The organism is Paraburkholderia sp. Ac-20340 (assembly GCF_017104965.1).
In the GTDB taxonomy this organism is placed as follows: domain Bacteria; phylum Pseudomonadota; class Gammaproteobacteria; order Burkholderiales; family Burkholderiaceae; genus Paraburkholderia.
This window is the reverse complement of record NZ_JAAGPR010000018.1, coordinates 38,293-61,052: the sequence shown is the minus strand read 5'-3', so window position 1 is coordinate 61,052 and position 22,760 is coordinate 38,293. Positions and strand designations below refer to the sequence as shown.

The window sequence follows — 22,760 nt, the reverse complement described above, 5'->3', positions numbered from 1 at the left end:
CAGCAAACAGAACGGGCGCCCTCGCGGCGCCCGTTTTGCATTTCTGGAATATCGAAAAACCGGCGTCAATCGCCCCAGTCGAGCCCGCCGCCATAGCCGACCAGCAGGATCACCAGCCCGAAGACGATGCGATACCAGGCAAACGCAGTGAAGTCGTGTGAAGCCACGTAGCGCAGCAGCCAGCGCACGCAGGCGAACGCGCTCACGAACGCGGCGATAAAGCCCACGCCAAACAGGCCGAGCCAGTCGGCGGACAGCGTCTGCCACGTCTTGTGCAGTTCGTAGAGCGTCGCGCCGAAGATCACCGGAATCGCGAGAAAGAACGAAAACTCGGTGGCGACGCGCCGTTCGACACCAAACAGCATCGCGCCGATGATCGTCGAACCCGAGCGCGACATGCCCGGAATCAGCGCGCAGCACTGCGCGCAGCCCACCTTGAAGGCGTCGAGCAGCGTGATTTCGTCGAGCGAATTCACGCGCGCGGGCCTGGCGGTTGAAACGGCGACACTGCCCGCCGCGCTTCCGGCAACACCGGCCGCCGCGCGCATGCGCCCTTCCACCCAAAGGATGATCAAGCCGCCGACAACCAGCGCGCAGGCCACCGGCACCGGCGAGAACAATGCCGATTTGATCGCCTTCTCGAACATCAGCCCGAGCACGACGGCGGGAATCGTCGCGACGATCACATTGAGGGCGAAGCGCCGCGCATCGGGTCGGGTCGGCAAACCGCCCACCACCGTGCCGATCTTGCGGCGGAATTCCCAGCACACCGCGAGGATCGCGCCGAACTGGATCACCACGTCGAAGGTTTTTTCGTACTCGCCGTCGAAACCGAGCACGCTGCCGGCCACGATCAGGTGTCCCGTGCTGGAAACCGGCAGAAACTCCGTCAGCCCTTCGACAATGCCCAGAATCAGGGCCTTGCACGTCACGATCCAGTCCATCCCTGCTCCTTGCTGAAGTGGCGCCGCGCGTGCCGGGCCTGACCTGGCCGATGTCGCTATTTCTCGACGATCTGCACGCGTATGCCGTTTGTAAGGATGGTGATTGTACCGGGTTCGTAATTCACACCGGCAAACTGAAGCTGATCGGGCTTGAAGGTATAGACGGGATAGTTGGTCAGCAACTGCGTGGCGGCCAGCGCGGCCACGGCGTTGACCTGCTGGGCGTAGGCGGCGGCATTGCCCGACATATCGACGCTATCGACGCTCGGCGAGCGCAGCACGACCGAACGGCTCGCGGCATCGTAGGCCAGCTCGCTCGACAGCGTGAATGCGCCATTCACAGGCTGCTGCATGAGCGGACTTTCGAGGTGCGCATCGACATGCACGGCCACGCGGTTGCGATCCGGCAGCAAGGTGACGACGGGATTCGCCAGCGCGACTTCGAACAACTGCTGCACCGAGCGGTGATACGGGAATTTGCACTGCACCGCGTCCTGCACCTGCTGCTGCGAGAAGGTGTAGTGATCGGGGATGAACGGAAACGTGCCCGTCGCGCACGCGCCGAGCGACATGGCCGCGCCCGCCGCAGCGCAGGCCGAGAGCAGGAAAGCGCGCCGCGTGGCGCGGGGCGCATCGGGGCTGCGCGAGATCTGGGGGGCGCGCGGCGCGCGTCGGATCATGCGAAATCTCCTTGAAGAACAGCGGGATACGGTGAGGCGCGTCTAGTGCGCAAGCGGCGTTTTCAGCACAGGCTGCGTGGCGGCTTCGAGCCGGTCGAGCCAAAGCAGCGCCGCTTCGCGCGTTTCGCCGCACATGTCTGCCTGCGGCTGCAGGCCCGAGCAGCAGGCCGGCCGCAACGGCGAGCCGAATATTTTGCACTGCAGGTCGTCGCCGAGCTGTGCGCAGCGCACGCCGGCGGGCTTGCCGTTCGGCATGCCGGGGATCGGCGAGCTGATGGAGGGCGCGATACAGCACGCGCCGCAACCGGGACGGCAGGCGTGCGCAGAGGCGCTGGAGGGGGAAACGGCACTCACATCGGCTTCCTGAAACGGGACTGTTACGGATTCAAAACAGGGCGCGCGGCAACGCGAAGGAGGCGCGGCGCCAGTCACCCCGCATTGTGCCATTTCGCGCTGCACGGCCCCCGCTGCGACCTTTTTACACAAACGGTGCGGCCCATCGGCCTCTTACACTGGGTTTATCCGGCGCTGTCGGAGCCGCCTGCCACGCCCGCTCTCACGATGCGAAGTGATGCGATTGCGATGCGTACCGCGACGCCGCCCGCGCCCCATCCCAGAGAGCCCCGCATGAGCGACGCCGATCTCCTCTTCCGCCCCGACCTGCTCGCCAGATACGGCACCAACGGCCCACGGTATACGTCCTATCCGACCGCCCTGCAGTTCCGCGACGATTTCGACCTCGACCACTACCGCCGCGCAGCCGGCGACGCCGGCGCCGCCGACACCGACCTCTCGCTCTACTTCCACATTCCGTTCTGCGACACCGTCTGCTTCTATTGCGGCTGCAACAAGATCGCGACAAAAAACCGCGGGCGCGCGAAACCTTACGTGAAGCAACTCGTGCGCGAAATGGAATTGCAGGCGGCGCTGTTCGACACGAAACGCCCGGTGTCGCAGTTGCACTGGGGCGGCGGCACGCCCACCTTCCTCTCGCTCGACGAAATGAGCACGCTGATGGCGGCCACGCGCGAACACTTCGCGCTGCTGCCCGGCGACCAGGGCGAGTACTCGATCGAAATCGACCCGCGCGAGGCCTCGGCCGAGACGATCGCGCATCTGCGCGGCCTCGGCTTTAACCGGCTCAGTCTGGGCGTGCAGGATTTCGATCCGGTCGTGCAGCACGCCGTCAACCGCGTGCAGCCGCTGGAAATGACCGTCGATGTGATGAACGCCGCGCGCGAACAAGGCTTCGAATCGATCAGCGTCGATCTGATCTACGGCTTGCCGCATCAGAACGTGACCAGTTTCCGGCGCACGCTCGACACCATGCTGCTGCTCGCGCCCGAGCGCATTTCGGTGTTCGGATACGCGCACATGCCGCAGATTTTCAAGATGCAACGCCATATCGATTCCAGCGCGCTGCCCACGCCCGCCACGCGGCTTGCGCTGCTGCAACTCGTGGTCGAGCAGTTGACCGACGCCGGCTATGTGTACATCGGCATGGATCACTTCGCGCTGCCCACCGACGAACTCGCGCGCGCCCAGCAGCAACGCACGCTGCATCGCAATTTCCAGGGCTACAGCACGCGCGCGGATTGCGATCTGATTGGCTTCGGTGCGTCGTCGATCGGCAAGGTCGGCGATGTCTATGCGCAAAACGCGAAGGATCTGCCGGGTTACGGCGCGGCCATCGACGCCGGGCGGCTGGCGATCTCGCGCGGCGTGCGCCTCACCGCCGACGACCGCCTGCGCCGCGACATCATCACCGAGCTGATGTGCAATCTCGAATTGCGCTTCGACGAGTTCGAGGCCGCTTATGGCGTGCGCTTTCTGACGACGTTCGCGCCCGAGCTCGAGCGCCTGCGCGCCTTCGAAGCCGACGGGCTGGTCGCGCGCAGCCCCAACCGGCTGGAAGTGCTGCCCGCCGGGCGCATGTTCGTGCGCAACATCGCAATGGTGTTCGACCGCTACCTCGGCACGCAGCAGGCCGAGCGCTTTTCGCGCACCGTCTGAGCACGGCTTGCCGAGGCTGCGGTTTTACGTCATAATTTACGGCTACTTCGAGCGCCCATTTATCTGACGGGTTGCGAGAGCTGCCTCGGTGGTGAAATTGGTAGACGCGCCGGACTCAAAATCCGGTTCCGAAAGGAGTGCCGGTTCGATTCCGGCCCGAGGCACCAAAGAATATTCCGGCAAAGTCTGGCGAAAGATTGAAACCCGCGAAAGCTTCATGCTTCGCGGGTTTTTTCTTTTCTGCGTCCGTTGTTCGTGAACTCGCACAACCCCGCCCACCAACCATCTCTCGCGCGCTTTTTATCGATATCGATAGTTGACGAATCGATGACGGCGAAATAATGTCGTTTGATAACTGAAAGCATTGCGAGGGGATGGCCGGACCGGCACGCGTCGCGCCATTCGAGCAAGAAAAAACCGTGAGAGTTCGCGCAGCGCGACCGGCGCTGTGAACGACGGGGGACGAGTGAGCGAAACCGGCATCTCCGAGCGCGCGATCGCAGTCTATGAAGATGGCAATCCGTCGTCTGCATCCGCGCGACTGAATTTCGCCGCCTGGGCCATTGCCGCTGGCGTCGCAGCCGTCGATTATGTCTGGATGCAGCGCGCCGGATTCGCTGTCACATCCGCTTCGTTCGCACGCAATACGTGGCCGCCGTTGATGCTTGCAGTTTCAGTGCTGATCCTCCGCGGCATCGCCCGCATGCCGCGCTATTCGCGACTGGCGGCGAGCAGACATATTCGCCATGGCTGCGCGCTGGTCAACGGATTCGCGGTCATGCTGCTGTTCACCCAGGCCGCCATCATCCTGCAAAACCTCTGTGTTGCGCTCGCCCCGCCTGTGATCGACAGCCAGCTGATCGCACTCGACGCCGCACTCGGTTTCCACTGGCCGGATCTCTTTGCGTGGCAGCTAAAACACCATGACCTGAATTTCGCGCTTGGCTTTGTTTATGTGACGTACACCGTTCAGGTGACGTTCACGATCATTGCGCTGGGCGTGGCGAAGCGAACCGACGATCTCGCTGACTTTGTATTGTTGTTCATGGTGAGCGTCGTTGCCGCAATCCTGATCTCTGCGCCATTCCCGGCGTCGAACCCGCTCATCCATTTTGGTGTCTATCGCACGCCTGCGGATTCGCCCTGGTCGCAGTTCTACGCGCTGCGCGAAGGCGCGATGAGGGTTTTCGATCTCGACATCGAGCAGGGGCTTATCTCGATGCCTTCGCTGCACGCGGCCAACGCGGTGCTGTTTGTCTACGCGCTGCGGCACCTTCGTTGGCTCTTCCCGATTTCTGCGGTGCTCAACGCCGTCATGATCTATTCGGCGATCACGGTTGGCGCGCACTATCTCGTCGATATTATTGCGGGCGTCCTGCTCGCAACGCTGCTCATCGCTGCATTACGCCGTTGGCGAATTTATCAGCAGCGGCGGCGCTCATCGTAACGTTGCGTTGCGTCGCCGCCCTTCCGGCAAGTGCCCTAAGGCACGATGGCGTCCTCTCCCGCAGACGAGGACCTTTGCTGTCAACCGGGCCACCAGCCTTTGCTTTCCAGCAAACCCACGTACAAAGCCCCGCATTCGCGAGGCTTTGTCCTTCCTACTCTCTGCCCATCCAGGCGCGCGGCTGAGTCAGCGCAAATTCGTCTCCGCGAGTTCCACCACTTCGTCGCCGCGGCCGCTCAGCACGGCGCGCAGCATATACAGGCTGAAGCCCTTCGCCTGCGCCCATTGCAGCTTCGGCGGCATCGCCAGTTCGTGCTTCGCGGTGACCACGTCCACGAGCGCCGGCCCCGGATGCGCGAACGCTTCGCGCAGCGCATCGTCCAGTTCCTCGGAGGTCTCCACCCGCACGCTGAATAGCCCCGCGCCCTTGGCGATATCCGCGAAATTGGTCGCAGCGAGATCGGTGCCGGTTTCCACGTAGCCGCCCGCCTTCATCTCCATCGCCACGAAACCGAGCGAACCGTTATTCAGGACGACGATCTTGATCGGCAGATCGAGCTGGCGCGCGGTGAGAATGTCGCCGAGCAACATGGAAAGGCCGCCGTCTCCCGATAGCGAAATCACCTGCCGCCCCACGTGCGCAGCCTGCGCGCCGAGCGCCTGCGGCATCGCATTGGCCATCGAGCCGTGGTTGAACGAGCCATGCAGACGCCGCCGCCCGTTCATCGTCAGATAGCGCGCGGCCCAGAGCGTGGGCGTGCCGACATCGACGGCAAAAATCGCGTCGTCGGCGGCCAGCGCGTCGAGGCGCGCCGTCACATATTGCGGATGCAGCGGCTTGCCCGCCGGCGCCGGGCGTGCGAGATCGTCGAGTCCCTTGCGCGCCTCGGCGTAGTGCCCGCGCGCGTGCATGATGAACTGGCGATCGGTCTTGCGCGTGAGTTTGGGCGCGAGCGCGCGCAAGGTTTCGCGCACGTCGCCGATCAGGCCGAGCGCGAGCGGCGCACGCTTGCCGAGCGCCGCCGCATCGCGATCGATCTGCACGATGTTCGCGTGATCGGGATAAAAATTGCGATACGGAAAATCCGTGCCGAGCATCACCAGCGTGTCGCACGACATCATCGCGTGATAGCCCGAACTGAAGCCGATCAGCCCCGTCATGCCCACGTCGAACGGGTTATCCCATTCGACGTATTGCTTGCCGCGCAGCGCATGCACGGTCGGCGCGCCGAGCGTGTCGGCGAATGCCACCACTTCGTCGTGTGCGCCCTTGCAGCCGCTGCCGCACAGAAGCGTCACGGCCTTCGACTGGTTGAGCAGGTCCGCCAGCCGGTCGAGGTCCGCGGCCGCCGGCAGCGTCGCGGGTCGCGCGGCCTGCGCCCACGCCGGCTCTTCGTCGGGCGCGTCGAGCAGCGCGACGTCGCCGGGCAGCACGATCACCGCCACGCCCTTCTGGTCGATCGCCGTGCGCAGCGCCGTGGCCAGCACGCGCGGAAACTGCGCGGCGTTCGTCACCAGTTCGACGTAGTGCGCGCATTCGCGAAACAGTTCGGTCGGATGCGTTTCCTGAAAATAACCGAGGCCGATTTCCGTCGACGGAATATGCGCGGCAATCGCCAGCACCGGCGAGTGATTGCGATGGCAATCGTAGAGACCGTTGATCAGGTGCAGGTTGCCCGGGCCGCAACTGCCCGCGCAGACGGCGAGCCGGCCGGTCGCCGCGGCTTCCGCACCGGCCGCGAAGGCCGCCACTTCCTCGTGACGCGTATGCATCCAGCGAATGGTGCCGAGCTTGCGCAGGCTCGCCGATAGCCCATTCAGGCTATCGCCCGTCACGCCCCAGATGCGTTCGACACCCACTGCTTCGAGCGTTTTCGCCAGAAAATCCGCGATCGTCTTCGCCATGCTGTCCTCCACGTAAGCGGTCAGGCGCAGCGCGCACCGCATGGCGGCGGCACGCGACGCTGCGCGCGATGAAAGGGGAAGCGAGCGGCACCGAACACAGTCCATCGCCGCTGCATCGCGTTACGTTACGCCATCCTCGCGAAACACGTCGCGAACAGCGCTTAACCGCAACGAGAATGGATGGAAACAGCAAGCCGATCGTCAAGCGGGCCAGGCCGTCGTACGCCTGCCGCGACGCGGTTCGCTAAAATGCTGCGGTTTTCACGCCATCGGCGTTCCGCCATGAATCTCGAAAGTATTCTTTTCTCGCAAGGCTTCGGCACGCGCCGCCAGTGCCGCGGGCTGATCGCCGATGCGCGCGTTGCCGTCGCAGGCGACACCTGCACCGATCCGCACGCCGATTTCGACACCGCCGCTCTCGTGTTCAGCGTCGACGGCGCGTCCTGGCCGTTTCACGAGCGCGCTTACGTGGTGCTCAACAAGCCTGCGGGCTACGAGTGCTCGCGCGATCCGCAGCATCATCTGAGCGTGTTTCATCTGCTGCCGCCGCAGTTCGCCGAGCGCAACGTGCAGTGCGTCGGCCGGCTCGATCAGGACACCACCGGCCTGCTGCTGCTCTCCGACGACGGCCAGTTCGTCCACGCGTTCACCTCGCCCAAACGCAAGGTGCCGAAGATCTACGTGGCGACCACGCGCCACGCCATCGACGATACGCAGTTGCAGGCGCTGCGCGAAGGCGTCCTGCTGCACGGCGAACGCGCGCCGAGCGTGGCGCTCGCGGCGAATGCACGCGGCGAGCACGAACTTGAGCTGAGCGTGCTCGAAGGGAAATATCACCAGGTCAAACGCATGGTCGCGGCGGCGGGCAATCGCGTGGAAGCGCTGCATCGCGAGCGCATCGGCGGATATTCGCTGCCGGCGGACCTCGAACCGGGCCAGTGGAAGTGGCTCGACGCGGCCGCCCTCGACGCGCTGCGCAACACGGGGTAAACCACCACGCATCGCGCGCGGGCTTGTCCCGCCGGGCCGGCGCCCGATTCAACGCATGAATGCGCCCTTTTTATGCCGCGCCGCAGCATGCCCTGCCTGACGTTCCGCCCTATACTCGTTTAAACAACGATTACAAGTTTCAAGGAGGGGCATCATGGACATCAACGGCACATTCGAGATCCCATTCGTGCTGATGGCTTTCATGGGTCTAGGGGTGATTCTGATCGGCGGCCTGCTGGCCTCGATGCATTTTCGGCATCAATACCATCCGAACCTGATCGGCGCACTCATCGGGGCGCTGTTGTGCTTCCTCCTTATCGAGGCGCTGCCGGCAATCACGTGAACGGCACGCTTTGCGCCGCGCCGCCCGCCCGGGCTTACGGGCGCGGCGGCAGCGTGCGCAAAAACGCATCCACATCCGGGTAACGCAGGCTCACGCGCAATTCGCGCTTGAGCCGCGTATTGTCGAGCCGGCGCGATTCCCGCATGAACGAGAGCAGCACCGGGTCGAGTTCGCGCTCGGCGATGTCGCGGCTCACGCGCGGCGCGCGGTTCAGGCCGAAGGCATCCGCCACGTGGTCGAAATACTCCCCCATCTTCAGTTCGCTGTCGTCGCTTGCGTGCACGATGCGCGCGGCCCGGCCGTGCGTGGCCATGCGCAGCAGAATGGCGGCGAGATCGTCGGCGTGGATGTGGCTCGTGTAGACGTCGTCGCTGGCCGCAAGCGCGGGCGTGCCCTTTTCCAGCCGCGCAAGCGGCAGGCGGCTGGCCGCGTAGATGCCGGGGATGCGGGCGATGGTTGCCTTGAGCGCGCCGCGCGCGGTGGCGCGGCGCAGTTGACGCTCGGCGGCCACGCGGCGTTTTGCGCGCACGTTGGCGGGACGCGGCGTGCGCGTTTCGTCGATGCGCGCGCCGCCGCAATCGCCGTAGACGCCCGTCGTGCTGGCGTACACGAGCGTCGGACGACCCGGCGCGGCGCTGTGGGCGGGCCGGGCTCGCCAGGTGCGCTCGGGTACAATAGCGGAGGTTTTCGCGAAGGGTTTTGGCGTCAGATCAGGGCGCAATGCCGGGCGCATCAGACGGCTGGATATGCCCCCTGCCCGCACGCGCGAAGCGCCACTGCGGCGCGTCTTGAGCGCGGCGATCAGACGGCGGGTACGCAGATCGTCGTTGCCGTCTTTCTGCGGCGGCGCGAGATGCAGCACGGTATTGGCCAGACCCGCGAGACGCTTGATGCGCGCGCGCTGGTCGAGGTCGCCGGTTACCGGCACGGCGCCTGCGGCACGCAGCAGATCGACGCGTTCCGGGCGGCGCGTCAGCGCGAATACGCGCGGTTTGGCGCGGCGCGCCTGCAACTGCGCGACACAGCGCAGGCCGACGTCGCCGCAACCGACGATAAGGATGCGCGCACGGCGCAAGGTTCGTGTGGCAATCATAATGGACCCATTTTAGCGGCCGATGACGCCCGCGACCTGCAGAGCCCCTACCGGCGACGGCCCGAACCGGCCCCAAGCCGGTTCACCCCGAATCACAGACTCACGTTTTTTCGAATATGGCTTTCAACGTAACGCTTAAGCAAAGCGGCCGGCAATTCCAGGTCGAACCCGACGAAACCGTCCTGAACGCGGCGCTGCGCCAGGGCGTCGGCATTCCCTACGGCTGCAAGAACGGCGCCTGCGGCTCGTGCAAGGGCTCGATCTGTAGCGGCGAAGTCGAGCAGCGCGCGCACGCGGCATCGGCATTGTCGAACGACGAAAAAACCCGCGGCATGGCACTGCTGTGCTGCGCGACGGCGCAGACCGACCTCGAAGTCGACATCCGCGAAGTCGCCGGTGTCGGCGACATGCAGGTGCGCAAGCTGCCCACCCGCATCGCCGCGATCGAGCGCCGCGCCAACGACGTCGTCGTCCTCAAGCTGCAACTGCCCGCCAACGAGCGTCTGCAGTACCTCGCCGGCCAGTACCTCGAATTCATCCTCAAGGACGGCACGCGCCGCTGCTACTCGATGGCCAGCGCCCCGCACGAGGAAGGTCCGCTCGAATTGCACATCCGCCACATGCCGGGCGGCAAGTTCACCGATCACGTCTTCACGCAGATGAAGGAGCGCGACATCCTGCGCTTCGAGGCGCCGCTCGGCACCTTCTTCCTGCGCGAAGATTCGGCTAAACCCATCGTGCTGCTGGCGTCGGGCACCGGTTTCGCGCCGCTCAAGGCGATCGTCGAGCATGCGGTCCACAAGAAGCTCGACCGCCCGATGACGCTCTACTGGGGCGCGCGCCAGAAGAAGGATCTGTACCTGATGGAACTCGCCGAACAATGGGCGAAGGAGATCCCGAACTTCCGCTTCGTGCCGGTGCTCTCCGAGCCCGCCGACGACGACGCCTGGAGCGGCCGCACGGGCTTCGTGCATCGCGCGGTGATCGAGGATCTGCCCGATCTGTCGGGTTATCAGGTCTACGCATGCGGCGCGCCGGTGATGGTGGAGTCGGCCCAGCGCGATTTCACGCAGCATCACGGCCTGCCCGAAGACGAGTTCTACGCGGACTCGTTCACGAGCGCCGCCGATCTGGCGAATCCGGTTTAAGACACGGCGAGGCGGGTCGTTGCGCGCGCAATGCCCCGCCATAACCGGCAATACCCCGCAATAACCAGCCGCCGCGCCCCGCCGTCACGAAAATTTCTTCGCCGCGCAGCACATTGACGGTTTACATCGCCGATCCGCTTGTCGTATTCTTGCGCCCATGAACCGCATCCTGTCCGAACTCCGACGTCGCCGCTCGCCCCATCTTTAGGGCCTGGCTTAGTCGCGGACGCGCGTTGCAAAGGGTTTCATCCCCACAGCGCACAGGAAGTTCGAATCACGAAAGCCACGGCCAGCCCGTGGCTTTTTGTTTTTCTGCCGTATCGTTATCCACCCCTTTTTGCAGCCTCAACTGCAGCCTCACCGCGGAGCCCGTTGCCATGAATTTTTCCGAGTACCCGATCGAGTCGCTGATGTACATCACCAACCGGCCCGAAATCGTTTTCACGCATGGCAAGGGGTCGTGGCTCTACGACAACGAAGGCAAGCGCTACCTCGACTTCATCCAGGGCTGGGCCGTCAACAGCCTGGGTCACGGCAACGAAGGCATGATCGAAGCGCTCGAAAAGCAGGCGCGCCTGATCATCAACCCGTCGCCGGCGTTCTACAACGAGCCGATGGCGAAGCTCGCCGGTCTGCTCACCGAACATAGCTGCTTCGACAAGGTGTTCTTCGCCAACAGCGGCGCCGAAGCCAACGAAGGCGCGATCAAGCTCGCCCGCAAGTGGGGCAAGAAGCATCGCGACGGCGCGTTCGAGATCATCACGTTCGACCACAGCTTCCACGGCCGCACGATCGCGACGATGTCGGCGAGCGGCAAGCCGGGCTGGGACACGATCTACGCACCGCAAGTGCCGGGCTTCCCGAAGGCCGATCTGAACGACATCGCTTCGGTCGAAAAGCTCATCACCGGCAAGACCGTTGCCGTGATGCTCGAGCCGATCCAGGGCGAAGGCGGCGTGATTCCCGCCACGCGCGAATTCATGCAGGAACTGCGCGCGCTCACGAAGAAGCACGGCATCCTGCTGATCGTCGATGAAGTGCAGACCGGCTGCGGCCGTGCGGGCACCCTGTTCGCCTACGAACTCTCGGGCATCGAGCCGGACATCATGACGCTCGGCAAGGGCATCGGCGGCGGCGTGCCGCTCGCGGCGCTGTGCGCGAAGAAGGAAGTCTGCGTGTTCGAAGCGGGCGATCAGGGCGGCACCTACAACGGCAATCCGCTGATGACGGCGGTCGGCTACTCGGTGATCTCGCAACTGGTCGCGCCGGGCTTCCTCGAAGGCGTGCGCGCCCGCGGCGAATACCTGCGCGAAAAGCTGCTCGAACTGTCGGCCGAACGCGGCTTCCAGGGCGAGCGCGGCGAAGGTCTGCTGCGCGCGCTGATGCTCGGCAAGGACATCGGCCCGGAAATCGTCGAAAAGGCGCGCGTCATGCAGCCGGACGGCCTGCTGCTCAACGCGGCGCGCCCGAACCTGCTGCGCTTCATGCCGGCGCTCAACGTCACGAACGAGGAAATCGACCAGATGATGGCGATGCTGCGCAACATCCTCGATTCGCTGTAAGCCAGGGAAATCCACGCGATGTCCGCCACGCCGATGACGTCCATGACGATCCGCGCGTTCGATCCGGCCGATACCGACGCCGTGCTCGCGCTCTGGCTGCTGGCTTTCCCGGAGTACAACGACGCGAGCCGGCCGCATCGCAATCCGCGTCTGTCGATTGCGAACAAGCTCGGCACGCAGCCGGAGCTGTTTTTCGTCGCGGTCGATGACAACGATGCGGTGGTCGGCACGGCGATGGCGGGTTACGACGGACATCGCGGCTGGCTCTACTCGCTGGCCGTGGCGCCGCAGGCGCGGCGTCTGGGCATCGGCACACGGCTGGTGCGCCATGCCGAAAACGCGCTGGCGGCGATGGGCTGCCTCAAGCTCAATCTCCAGGTGCTCAGCGACAAGCCCGAAGTGATCGCGTTCTATGACGCGCTCGGTTATCGGGCCGATGCCGTCGTGAGTCTGGGCAAACGGCTGGGCGTGCAGGAGCCCGAAGCGATCGCCTGAGGCAAGCGTCTGTAGTACGCACGCGATAAAAAAGCCGCATGAGCATTACGCTCATGCGGCTTTTGTACTTCTGGCGCTCGGGTCAGAAAGACCGTTTCAGATCATTCACCCAGATACGCAGCCCGCACCTTCGGATCGTCGAGCATCTGCTTCGCGTCGCCTTCCATCGTGACGAGACCGGAGTCCATCACGTAGCCGCGATTGGCCGCCTGCAGCGCCAGACGTGCGTTCTGCTCGACCAGCAGCACGGTGATGCCTTCGCTCGAAATCGTGCGCACCACTTCGAAGATCTTCTCGACCATGATCGGCGAGAGACCCATCGACGGCTCGTCCAGCAACAGCAGCTTCGGACGGCTGATGATCGCGCGCGACATCGCCAGCATCTGCTGCTCGCCGCCCGAGAGCGTGCCTGCGAGCTGCGTGGCGCGTTCCTTCAGGCGCGGGAAGAAGCCGAACATGCGATCGACGTCCTTCTGGATGCCGTCCTTGTCGTTGCGCAGATACGCGCCCATCTGCATGTTTTCGACGATCGACATGCGCGCGAAGATGCCGCGGCCTTCCGGCACCATCGCCAGGCCCTTCTTCAGCAGCTCGTGCGCGGGGATGCCCTTGATCGACTTGCCCATGTACTCGATATCGCCCGCCGAGTAAGCCTTCAGGCCCGTGATGGCCTTCATGGTGGTGGTCTTGCCGGCGCCGTTCGCGCCGATCAGCGTGACGAGTTCGCCCTGCTGGACCTCCATGTCCACGCCCTTCACTGCCTGGATGCCGCCGTAATTGACCTGCAGGCCCTTGATTTTCAACATCGGTGTAGACATCAGTGAACTCCCGCGCCCAGATATGCTTCGATAACCTTCGGGTCCTTCTGCACGTCCTGCGGCAGACCTTCGGCGATCACCTTGCCATAGTCGAGCACTGTCATGCGGTTGCACAGGCCCATCACCAGTTTCACGTCGTGCTCGATCAGCAGGATGGTCTTGTCATCGGCGCGGATCTTGTCGAGCAGGCGCGTGAGTTCGACCTTCTCGGTCGCGTTCATGCCGGCCGCCGGCTCGTCGAGCGCGAGCAGCTTCGGGTCGGTGGCCAGCGCGCGCGCGATTTCCAGACGGCGCTGGTGGCCGTACGAGAGATTGCGCGAGGTGTAGTCCGCGTACTGCGCGATGCCCACGTATTCGAGCAGTTCGAGCGCGCGTTCCTTGATCTCGCGCTCTTCCTTGCGCTCCGAAGGCGTCTGGAACACCGCGCCCAGCAGGCCGTGCTTCGTCCGCACGTGACGGCCGACCATCACGTTTTCGAGCGCCGTCATGCCGCCGAACAGACGGATGTTCTGGAAGGTGCGCGCGATACCGGCTTTCGCGACCTGGTACACGGCGGTCGGCGTATAGGCCGTGCCGTCGAGCTTGAACTCGCCCGAATCCGGCGTGTAGAGACCCGTGATCACGTTGAAGAACGTGGTCTTGCCGGCGCCGTTCGGGCCGATCAGGCCGTAAATGGTGCCTTCCTCGATCTGCAGGCCCACATCGGACAGCGCCTGCAGGCCGCCGAAGCGCTTGTTCACGCCGCTCACGGAGAGGCGGATTTGCTTGTTGCTCATATGTGTGGCCCCCTTAAGCGCGCACCGGCTTCTTGCTGCCGCGTTTGGCGATCTTCGCGATCTTGTCTTCGTGCTTCGGCGCGGGCCAGAGGCCTTCCGAGCGGTACAGCATGATCACGACCATGGCGAGACCGTAGAGCAGCTGGCGAATGACTTCCGTATCGACGATCTCGTGACCGAAGATGGCGTTCTGCAGCGGACCCATGGTCGAGCGCAGGAACTCGGGGAAGATGGCGAGCAGCACGGCGCCCAGAATCACGCCCGGAATGTGGCCCATACCGCCGAGCACCACGCAGGCCAGCACCACGACCGATTCCCAGAACGTGAACGATTCCGGCGACACGAAGCCCTGGAACGAACCGAACATCGCGCCCGACAGACCGCCGAACGATGCGCCCATGGCGAAGGCCAGCAGCTTGACGTTACGCGTGTTGATGCCCATCGCCTTGGCGGCGATTTCGTCTTCGCGGATCGCGGCCCATGCGCGGCCGATACGCGAATGCTGCAGACGCGTACAGACCCAGATCACGAACAGCGCGCACACCACGAACGCGTAGTAGTACATGTACACCGACGGGAACGAGAAGCCGAAGAAGGTGTGCGTCTGCGAGAGATTGAAGCCCGCCACCGTCAGCGGATCGATCCCCGTGATGCCCTTCGGGCCGTTGGTGATGTTCACCGGACGGTCGAGGTTGTTCATGAAGATACGAACGATTTCCCCGAAGCCCAGCGTCACGATCGCGAGGTAGTCGCCGCGCAGTCGCAAGGTCGGTGCGCCGAGCAGCACGCCGAACAAGGCCGCGAGCGCCATCGCGCACGGAATGATGACCCAGAACGGCGCATGCAGGCCGTTCGGGAACATGTGCGCGATCCACTCGAACTGCGAGGTCAGGTGCGGCGAGGACAGCAGCGCGGCAACGTAGGCGCCCACCGCGTAGAACGCGATATAGCCCAGGTCCAGCAGACCGGCGAAGCCCACCACCACGTTCAGGCCCAGCGCGAGCATCACATAGAGCATCGCGAAGTCCAGCACGCGCACCCAGTAGTTGCCGCCCGTTGCGCCCACCACCATCGGCAGGGCGATCACGAAAGCCGCCGTGAGAATGCCCACGGTCAGCGTCTTCGTCATGTTCTTTTCGGGGATGAGCGTCGTCGACGGCTCGATCGGTTGAATGGAAGTCATGTTGTTCTACCCCCTCTTATGCGCGGTCCGCGACACGTTCGCCCAGCAGCCCCGACGGACGGAACACGAGCACGACGATCAGCACGACGAATGCGAAGACGTCCTGATAGTTACTGCCGAACACCCCACCGGTCAGATTGCCGATGTAGCCCGCACCCAGCTGCTCGATCAGACCGAGCACCACGCCGCCGACCATCGCGCCGCCGAGGTTGCCGATCCCGCCCAGCACCGCTGCGGTGAACGCCTTCATACCGGGGATGAAGCCCATGTAGAAGTGCGCGTTGCCGTATTCCGAGGCGATCATCACGCCAGCCAGCGCCGCGAGCGCCGAGCCGATCATGAAGGTGGCCGAAATCACGAAGTTCGGGTTCACGCCCATCAGCGAGGCGTTGTTCGGGTTCTCGGCGATCGCACGCATCGCACGGCCGAGCTTGGTCTTGTGCACGAGCAGCAGCAGGCCGGCCATGACCAGGAACGCGACGATGATGATGACGATTTCAGTCGGCGAGATCACCGCGCCCACGCCGGTTTCGGTCGGCTTGATGACGTTGAGCGGATCGGTCGAGATGAGCTGCGGGAACGGCAGCGGATTGCGGCCCCAGATCAGCATCGCGAGCGTCTGCAGCAGGATCGACACGCCGATGGCGGTGATCAGCGGTGCGAGACGCGGCGCGCGGCGCAGCGGCCGGTAAGCGATCCGTTCGATCGTGTACCCGACGAACGCACAGACCACGGCGGCAATGACCAGCGCGATACATAGCGTGGGGATGTTCCCGAGGCCCGGGAAGTGATTCTGGAGGACCGTGATCGCGGACAGCGCAACCATCGCGCCGACCATCAGCACGTCGCCGTGCGCGAAGTTAATGATGCCCAGAATCCCGTACACCATCGTGTAGCCCAGCGCGATGATGGCGTAGATGCTGCCAAGCACCAGCCCATTCAGGATCTGCTGGATGAAAATATCCATTTAATGCTCCTTTGCCCGTGCGACCGGATTCGCGCTTGTCATCGGCCGGTGGGCGATGTTTTACGGAACCGCAACGACACTCTCGGGTACTGAAGTAAAAGACCGGTAACGGTTGGCCACCTCCGGTTCGCGTTGCCGCTGTGTTGCAGCGGCAGGCTCGCCAGGGCGGATGCAAAAACGGCACCGTCGGATGGTTCGGTGCCGTCGGGTTCAACTACCTGTCACATTCGCTGCGACGCGCACGTTACGAGCCTTGCGGCCAGCCACGTTTGCACCATGCGTCATGACTCCCTTTCCCGGGCGGCCCACTGCACCTGCGGACACGGCGTCAAGCGACGCTGTGGAGCCGCGCAGTACGGCGGGCAAACCGGCTGACAGATTTTGAGTCGAAGCCGCGCCACCTTTTACGGCAACATCGGCGACAACTTTTGGGTCCGTTACGAAATCCACTTTTGCGGGTTTCGCGGCGCTGCTGCTGTATGCAACATGCGTGCCAGTTTTCATGACTACAGAGGCGATTGCGATTCCGGTCGGCTCGGCAGCATGGCCCTGCTTCAGGCCCATGTGGCTGAAGCGCCTTTCCCCAAGGCGCTTCCGTCCGTTGTCATCGTCGTTTCCGGATCGCATATCGGTTTCCTCCGGGAGCGCAACGGTCATCGATGTCGCACTCATGCCCGTTCGGGCACCACAGGAGAACCACGCGAGGCGTGGCGCAACCGCAGGTGCCGACGACGCGGCAAAAGCAAACTCGAATTGCATTAAACAGGTCTCCTGCGCCTTCCGAAATGCTTGTCTGGTGGGCCTCGCACGGATGTCCGGCCCTCAGAACGCGCGCATTGTAACTCCAATTATGCAGCCGGCAATATTGTTGAACCGACAGGGTTTTCCTGCATTGCAACCACTCCCTGAAAGAAGAAGCCGTCAGAGGTTGCACCTTTGGTTGCGCCGCATTTTCGTGCATCAGTTGCACCAGAATTCGCCGCAATTCGCATCAAGTGTTGCGGGCGTGCGCCGCTACGCCTTATGGGGCGGGCATCGCCTGTCTGAGGGCGAGCATTTAAATGGGTATTGAGTGACAGCACCGCTTTGGTGCAGATGAATTATTCAGGACTCCGATGGCCCCATTAAACGGGGTCACACCACCAAAATCCACCCTGCCCTATAGCGAAAACACTAATACGAACAGGGTGTAGCAACGCGGTTCACCGCACATTTCCGACGATGGAGCCCCATTTATTGAACGGCCAGCGCTTCGCCGTCCTGGTGCGCAGGCAATAAAAAAGCGCGCCATCGGCGCGCTTTTAGGGGAGCGGCAAAGCGTCTGTCGATCTTTCTGTCTCAGGCAGGCTGACCCAGCCCGCGCGGCAACGGGAACGCGATGTTCTCTTCGATGCCATCGAGCGCGCGCACGTTCCGCACGCCCAGCTCGTTCAGACGCTGGATGATCTGCTGCGCGAGCGCCTCGGGCGCCGAAGCGCCAGCCGTCAGGCCGATACGGCGCTTGCCTTCGAGCCAGGCCGGATCGATCTGGTCGGGCGCGTCCACCATATAGGCAGGAATGCCACGCTTTTCCGCGACTTCGCGCAGACGGTTCGAATTCGAGCTGTTCGGGCTGCCCACCACGATCACGACGTCGCACTGCGGCGCCATGAACTTGACGGCGTCCTGACGGTTTTGCGTGGCGTAGCAGATGTCCTGCTTCTTCGGCTCGCGAATCGCGGGGAAGCGCGTCTTGAGCGCGGCGATGATGTCGGCCGCATCGTCCACGGAAAGCGTGGTCTGCGTGACGAACGCCACGCGTTGCGGATCGCGCAGCGTGAGCGCCGCGACATCGGCGATATCTTCGACGAGATACATGCCCTCGCCCACCTGGCCCATCGTGCCTTCGACTTCAGGATGGCCCTTGTGGCCGATCATGACGATGTCGAGGCCTTCGTCGCGCATCTTCGCGACTTCGACGTGCACCTTGGTCACGAGCGGACAGGTCGCGTCGTAGACGCGCAGGCCGCGCGATTCGGCGTCGGCGCGCACCGCCTTGGAGACGCCGTGCGCACTGAAGATCACCGTGTTGCCGGACGGCACTTCATCGAGCTGCTCGATGAAAATCGCCCCTTTCTTGCGCAGGTCTTCGACGACATACGCGTTGTGGACGATTTCGTGGCGCACGTAGATCGGCGCGCCATGGATCTGGATAGCCCGTTCGACGATCTCGATGGCGCGGTCGACACCGGCGCAGAAACCGCGCGGCTGGGCTAGCAGAATTTCAGCGTTGGCGAGAAAGGACGTATCCGTGGTCATGGGCTTTCTTTACAGGATTCCAATGATTTGCACTTCGAACGCAACCGCCTGGCCAGCGAGCGGGTGATTGAAATCAAAGAGCGCGGAAGTCTCGTTGACTTCCTTGAGCACGCCGGCGTAACGGTCGCCGTTAGGTGCGTTGAATTCGACGAGGTCGCCAGGGCGGAAGCTTTCACCGATCACCGCATTGTCGCGCAGCGTTTTGAGCGAGATGCGCTGGATCAGGTCGGGATTGCGCTGACCGAAGGCGACACCCGGTTCTAGCTGAAAGGTGGAGTGGTGCCCAACCTTCAGACCCCGCAGAATGTCTTCAAGCGGCGGCGCGAGCTGGCCGGCGCCCAGCAACAGCGTGGCGGGCCGGTCGACAAAGGTGTTGACGATCTCGGTGCCATCGGCGAGCGAAAGCCGGTAGTGCAACGTGACGTGGGAACCGGGTTTCACCTCGGAGATGTCGATGATGCTCATGCGGTACTCATTTTCGTCTGGGCGCGCCCGCCGCGCGTGCTCGCCCCAAGCGCCCGAAAGGGCCGGCCCGGCCGCCTGGCGTTCCAGCGGTCGGAAAACGCCTATTGTAAGCCACATAGATCATCGACGGACGCCGCGCGCAAGGCGTGCCCCGCCGGTCTTGAGGAGGTCGAATGTTCGAAATCGCCTGTGACAAACCGCATCGCGGCAGCGAGGCCGCGAGCGCGAATCCCCTGCCGCCGTTGCCGCCCTTGCCGGGCCTGAAACCCGCGACGCCAGTGGGGTCTGCGGCGCCTTTGCCTTCGGTGTCGTTCGCGCCGCCCGAACCCGGCGTGCCGCGCCGCCTCGCCATGCCGCGCGAGCGGCTGCGCGAAGCCGGCCCCGGCTCGCTTTCCGACCTCGAACTGGTCGCGCTGCTGCTCGGCTCCGGCCTGCCCGGCCACGATGTCTTCGATGTCGCGCGCTCGCTGCTCAAGCACTTCGGCTCGCTGCGCGCGATGCTCGACGCCCAGCGCGAAGAGTTCGAAGGGCTGCGCGGCATCGGCCCGGCCAAGGCGTCGAAGCTCGTGGCCGTGCTGGAACTGGCGCGGCGCGCGCTCGCCGAGCAGATCGAGGAAAAACCGCTGATAGATTCGCCCGGCGCGGTGGAGGATTATTTGCGCCTGCTGATCGGCGGGCGCGCCCATGAGGTGTTCATCTGCCTCTTTCTGGATATCCGGCACCGGCTGATCCGCACCGAGGAAAGTACGCGCGGCACACTCACCCGCATGGCGGTGTATCCTCGTGAAATCGTGCGACGGGCGCTGATGCTCAACGCCGCGCACCTGATCGTGGCGCACAACCATCCGTCCGGCGCGGTCCAGCCAAGCGCGAGCGACCGGCGCCTCACCCGGGTTCTGCGCGAAACGCTCGCACTCGTGGACGTCCAGCTGGTCGACCACCTGATCATCGGCACGCAGGAGACGTTTTCGTTTGCCCGCCATGGCCTGGACTGAGGCGTCCAGCCGACACCGCCACCACGATATCCGCAAATTGCGTTTGATTTTCCTGGATTTTTTCTGCTAGAATCGCGGTTTGCCTATTTCCAACCCTGTTCTGAAGCCCTTTGAGGCGTTCCAAGGGAAATACGGCCTGGGTTCGAGGTTGTCTCTCATCCATACGTGAGCGCGCTCTTATTCCGGCCATTTCTCGCCTGGGAAACCTTCAGCGGCTCTCGAACTCCGAATTCCGTAGGAGTGCACTCATGGCACGTGTATGCCAAGTCACTGGGAAAGCGCCGATGAGCGGCAACAACGTTTCCCACGCTAACAACAAAACCAAGCGCCGTTTCCTCCCGAATCTGCAAAATCGCCGTTTCTGGGTTGAAAGCGAAAACCGTTGGGTGCGTCTGCGCATCTCGAACGCAGGCCTGCGCCTGATCGACAAGAACGGCATCGATTCCGTGCTCGCAGACCTGCGCGCACGCGGCGAACTGTAAGGAGTAAATCATGGCCAAGGGTATCCGCGACAAGATCAAGCTCGAGTCGACCGCAGGCACGGGTCACTTCTACACGACGACGAAGAACAAGCGCAACATGCCGGAAAAAATGTCGATCAAGAAGTTCGACCCGGTTGTTCGTAAGCACGTCGAGTACAAGGAAACCAAGATCAAGTAATTGATCCGGTTTCGAGCCTGACGAAGACAAGAAAAGCCCCGCTTCCAGCGGGGCTTTTCCTTTTCCGGCCCAGATTTCGTCATGCCTCTTTCGCACATCGCGTAACAGGCTTTTGCGTGCCGCTTTTCCGTACCGCTTTTCCGTACCTTTTCTGCCTCTCGCCGCAAGTGCGGCTTTTCCTACGCTCCCCTCTCGGAGTATGCTTGCCGCTTCACCCGCCGCCGGCGCGCCTACCATGCAACCTGGGCACGCACATGACAGCGGACAGCAGTCAGCGCAGAACAAAAGAGACGGAGAAGCAGGACCATGAATTTCGATGTAGCGATCGTCGGCAGCGGGCTGGCGGGATTGAGCGTCGCCCTGAACCTTGCCGAATCGCGCCGCGTGGTGATCATCGCCAAACGCGCGATGACCGAAGGCGCGAGCGATCGTGCGCAAGGCGGCATCGCCGCGGTGCTCGACTCGGCCGACAGCGTGGAAAACCACGTCGATGACACGCTCGTCGCCGGCGGCGGACTCTGCGACGAAAGCGCGACACGCTATATCGTCGAGCACGGCCGCGCCGCCATCGAATGGCTGATCGCGCAGGACGTGCCGTTCACGAAGGACGCCGCCGCGGAACTGGGCTTTCACCTCACGCGCGAAGGCGGCCACAGCCATCGCCGCATCATCCACGCCGCCGACGCCACCGGCCACGCCGTCGTCCAGACCCTGCTCGAACGCGCGCGCCAGCATCCGAACATCACGATTCTCGAAGATCACCAGGCGATCGACGTCATCACGTCCGACCGCCTTGGCCTGCCGGGCCGCCGCTGCCACGGTCTCTACGCGCTCGACCTGAAAAACGACCGCACGGTGACGATCCAGGCGCCGCACACCGTACTGGCGACCGGCGGCGCGGGCAAGGTCTATCTCTACACGACCAACCCCGACACGGCCACCGGCGACGGCATCGCCATGGCCTGGCGCGCGGGCTGCCGCGTGGCGAACATGGAATTCATCCAGTTCCACCCGACCTGCCTGTTCCACCCGCACGCCAAGTCCTTCCTGATCACCGAAGCCGTGCGCGGCGAAGGCGGCCTGCTGCGTCTGCCCGACGGCACGCGCTTCATGCCCGAACACGATGCGCGCGCCGAACTCGCGCCGCGCGACATCGTTGCGCGCGCGATCGACTTCGAGATCAAGAAACACGGCATCGACTGCGTGCATCTCGATATCAGCCATCAACCGGCGGCGTTTCTCGAAGAGCACTTCCCCACCGTGCTGGCGCGTTGCCGCGAGTTCGGCATCGACATCACGAAAGAGCCGATTCCGGTCGTGCCTGCCGCGCACTACACCTGCGGCGGCGTCGTCACCGATCTGGCGGGCCGCACCGATCTCGCGGGCCTCTATGCCGTCGGCGAAACGTCGTACACGGGTCTGCACGGCGCGAACCGTCTGGCCAGCAACTCGCTGCTCGAATGTCTGGTGATCGGCCGCTCGGCGGCTGAAGCGATCGAGGCCGAAGGCTTCGAAGCCGGCGCGCACGCCCCGCTGCCCGATTGGGACGAGAGCCGCGTTTCGGACTCGGATGAAGAAGTCGTGGTCGCCCACAACTGGGACGAACTGCGCCGCCTGATGTGGAATTACGTGGGCATCGTGCGCACGGACAAGCGCCTCGAACGCGCGCAGCATCGCATTTCGCTGCTGCGCGACGAAATCCAGGAGTACTACGCCAACTTCCGCGTCACGCGCGATCTGCTGGAACTGCGCAACCTCGTGGAAGTGGCGTCGCTGATCGTCGAAAGCGCGCGTTCGCGTCGCGAAAGCCGTGGCCTGCACTACAGCCGCGACTGGCCGAATTCGCTGCCCAAGGCGCTGCCGAGCGTGCTGTCGCCGCAGCACGTGCGCAATCGCACGGTGTCGTAAGCGCGCCGGCAACGCCCGCGCAAACGCCCGGCGCAATAGAAAAGGCCGTCTCTCGCGAGACGGCCTTTTT

At 63.8% G+C, this 22,760-nt stretch carries 23 protein-coding genes and 1 tRNA gene; 12 read left to right on the top strand and 12 right to left on the bottom strand.

Annotated elements, in window-relative coordinates; translation table 11 throughout:
- Positions 1-65: 65 nt before the first annotated feature.
- The 3 genes from G3N59_RS21595 to G3N59_RS21585 form a co-directional block, all read right to left on the bottom strand.
- Complete coding sequence (locus G3N59_RS21595; protein ID WP_205984666.1) at positions 66-944, bottom strand: undecaprenyl-diphosphate phosphatase; 879 nt, start codon at positions 942-944, stop codon at positions 66-68.
- Between the two features lie 56 nt (positions 945-1,000).
- Positions 1,001-1,516, bottom strand: a complete 516-nt coding sequence (locus G3N59_RS21590; RefSeq protein WP_241023730.1) for a DUF1439 domain-containing protein — start codon at positions 1,514-1,516, stop codon at positions 1,001-1,003.
- A gap of 150 nt (positions 1,517-1,666) precedes the next feature.
- On the bottom strand, positions 1,667-1,978 hold the full coding sequence (locus G3N59_RS21585; protein WP_205984664.1) for a YkgJ family cysteine cluster protein: 312 nt from the start codon (positions 1,976-1,978) through the stop codon (positions 1,667-1,669).
- Between the two features lie 273 nt (positions 1,979-2,251).
- On the opposite strand from G3N59_RS21585, the gene hemN reads away from it, so the two are divergent.
- The 3 genes from hemN (at position 2,252) to G3N59_RS21570 (ending at position 5,084) form a co-directional block, all read left to right on the top strand.
- Entirely contained in the window at positions 2,252-3,637 is a 1,386-nt protein-coding gene (gene hemN / locus G3N59_RS21580; protein WP_205984663.1) for an oxygen-independent coproporphyrinogen III oxidase, read from the top strand.
- Positions 3,638-3,719: 82 nt separating this feature from the next.
- Positions 3,720-3,804 (top strand) — tRNA-Leu (locus G3N59_RS21575).
- A 299-nt stretch (positions 3,805-4,103) separates the two neighbouring features.
- The gene (locus G3N59_RS21570; RefSeq protein ID WP_205984662.1) at positions 4,104-5,084 is read left to right on the top strand and encodes a phosphatase PAP2 family protein; all 981 of its coding nucleotides are present in this window, start codon (positions 4,104-4,106) and stop codon (positions 5,082-5,084) included.
- A 186-nt stretch (positions 5,085-5,270) separates the two neighbouring features.
- Here the strand turns inward: G3N59_RS21570 and poxB are convergent, their stop codons facing one another.
- Complete coding sequence (gene poxB, locus G3N59_RS21565; RefSeq protein WP_205984661.1) at positions 5,271-6,989, bottom strand: ubiquinone-dependent pyruvate dehydrogenase; 1,719 nt, start codon at positions 6,987-6,989, stop codon at positions 5,271-5,273.
- 282 nt (positions 6,990-7,271) lie between these two features.
- On the opposite strand from poxB, the gene G3N59_RS21560 reads away from it, so the two are divergent.
- The gene (locus G3N59_RS21560; RefSeq protein ID WP_205984660.1) at positions 7,272-7,979 is read left to right on the top strand and encodes a 16S rRNA pseudouridine(516) synthase; all 708 of its coding nucleotides are present in this window, start codon (positions 7,272-7,274) and stop codon (positions 7,977-7,979) included.
- Between the two features lie 154 nt (positions 7,980-8,133).
- Complete coding sequence (locus tag G3N59_RS21555) at positions 8,134-8,322, top strand: hypothetical protein (protein WP_205984659.1); 189 nt, start codon at positions 8,134-8,136, stop codon at positions 8,320-8,322.
- A gap of 34 nt (positions 8,323-8,356) precedes the next feature.
- Here G3N59_RS21555 and G3N59_RS21550 read toward each other — a convergent pair whose 3' ends face one another.
- The gene (locus G3N59_RS21550; protein ID WP_205984658.1) at positions 8,357-9,415 is read right to left on the bottom strand and encodes an NAD-dependent epimerase/dehydratase family protein; all 1,059 of its coding nucleotides are present in this window, start codon (positions 9,413-9,415) and stop codon (positions 8,357-8,359) included.
- Positions 9,416-9,531: 116 nt separating this feature from the next.
- Between G3N59_RS21550 and G3N59_RS21545 the strand changes: the two genes are divergently transcribed.
- From G3N59_RS21545 to G3N59_RS21535, 3 genes are all read left to right on the top strand, one after another.
- Positions 9,532-10,563, top strand: a complete 1,032-nt coding sequence (locus G3N59_RS21545; protein WP_205984657.1) for a CDP-6-deoxy-delta-3,4-glucoseen reductase — start codon at positions 9,532-9,534, stop codon at positions 10,561-10,563.
- A gap of 377 nt (positions 10,564-10,940) precedes the next feature.
- The gene (locus G3N59_RS21540) at positions 10,941-12,125 is read left to right on the top strand and encodes an acetylornithine transaminase (RefSeq protein WP_205984656.1); all 1,185 of its coding nucleotides are present in this window, start codon (positions 10,941-10,943) and stop codon (positions 12,123-12,125) included.
- An 18-nt stretch (positions 12,126-12,143) separates the two neighbouring features.
- Positions 12,144-12,620, top strand: coding sequence for a GNAT family acetyltransferase (locus G3N59_RS21535; protein WP_205984655.1), 477 nt, complete (start codon positions 12,144-12,146; stop codon positions 12,618-12,620).
- A gap of 101 nt (positions 12,621-12,721) precedes the next feature.
- Here G3N59_RS21535 and G3N59_RS21530 read toward each other — a convergent pair whose 3' ends face one another.
- The 7 genes from G3N59_RS21530 to G3N59_RS21500 form a co-directional block, all read right to left on the bottom strand.
- Entirely contained in the window at positions 12,722-13,438 is a 717-nt protein-coding gene (locus G3N59_RS21530) for an ABC transporter ATP-binding protein (protein WP_205984654.1), read from the bottom strand.
- Positions 13,438-14,214 carry an ABC transporter ATP-binding protein gene (locus G3N59_RS21525; RefSeq protein WP_205984653.1) on the bottom strand — a complete coding sequence of 259 codons (777 nt, stop codon included), beginning with the start codon at positions 14,212-14,214 and terminating at the stop codon, positions 13,438-13,440. The genes G3N59_RS21530 and G3N59_RS21525 overlap by 1 nt, the downstream gene beginning before the upstream one ends.
- Positions 14,215-14,227: 13 nt before the next feature.
- Positions 14,228-15,397, bottom strand: coding sequence for an ABC transporter ATP-binding protein (locus G3N59_RS21520; protein WP_205984652.1), 1,170 nt, complete (start codon positions 15,395-15,397; stop codon positions 14,228-14,230).
- A gap of 16 nt (positions 15,398-15,413) precedes the next feature.
- Positions 15,414-16,364 carry a branched-chain amino acid ABC transporter permease gene (locus tag G3N59_RS21515; protein ID WP_205984651.1) on the bottom strand — a complete coding sequence of 317 codons (951 nt, stop codon included), beginning with the start codon at positions 16,362-16,364 and terminating at the stop codon, positions 15,414-15,416.
- 210 nt (positions 16,365-16,574) lie between these two features.
- Entirely contained in the window at positions 16,575-17,123 is a 549-nt protein-coding gene (locus G3N59_RS21510) for a hypothetical protein (RefSeq protein WP_205984650.1), read from the bottom strand.
- Between the two features lie 579 nt (positions 17,124-17,702).
- Positions 17,703-18,662 carry a 4-hydroxy-3-methylbut-2-enyl diphosphate reductase gene (gene ispH / locus G3N59_RS21505; RefSeq protein ID WP_205984649.1) on the bottom strand — a complete coding sequence of 320 codons (960 nt, stop codon included), beginning with the start codon at positions 18,660-18,662 and terminating at the stop codon, positions 17,703-17,705.
- A gap of 9 nt (positions 18,663-18,671) precedes the next feature.
- On the bottom strand, positions 18,672-19,127 hold the full coding sequence (locus tag G3N59_RS21500) for a peptidylprolyl isomerase (protein ID WP_183720364.1): 456 nt from the start codon (positions 19,125-19,127) through the stop codon (positions 18,672-18,674).
- A gap of 173 nt (positions 19,128-19,300) precedes the next feature.
- Here G3N59_RS21500 and radC point away from each other — a divergent pair, with 173 nt between their 5' ends.
- The 4 genes from radC to nadB all read left to right on the top strand — a co-directional run bounded on the left by radC (position 19,301) and on the right by nadB (position 22,690).
- Positions 19,301-20,122 carry a DNA repair protein RadC gene (gene radC / locus G3N59_RS21495; protein ID WP_205984648.1) on the top strand — a complete coding sequence of 274 codons (822 nt, stop codon included), beginning with the start codon at positions 19,301-19,303 and terminating at the stop codon, positions 20,120-20,122.
- A gap of 248 nt (positions 20,123-20,370) precedes the next feature.
- Positions 20,371-20,604, top strand: a complete 234-nt coding sequence (gene rpmB / locus G3N59_RS21490; protein ID WP_027794135.1) for a 50S ribosomal protein L28 — start codon at positions 20,371-20,373, stop codon at positions 20,602-20,604.
- Between the two features lie 10 nt (positions 20,605-20,614).
- Positions 20,615-20,782 (top strand): 50S ribosomal protein L33, encoded by a 168-nt coding sequence (rpmG, locus tag G3N59_RS21485; RefSeq protein WP_027817504.1) that lies wholly within the window; start codon positions 20,615-20,617, stop codon positions 20,780-20,782.
- Between the two features lie 306 nt (positions 20,783-21,088).
- A complete protein-coding gene (nadB, locus tag G3N59_RS21480) occupies positions 21,089-22,690 on the top strand; it encodes an L-aspartate oxidase (RefSeq protein ID WP_205984647.1) in 1,602 nt (533 codons plus the stop codon).
- The last annotated feature ends 70 nt before the right edge of the window (positions 22,691-22,760 follow it).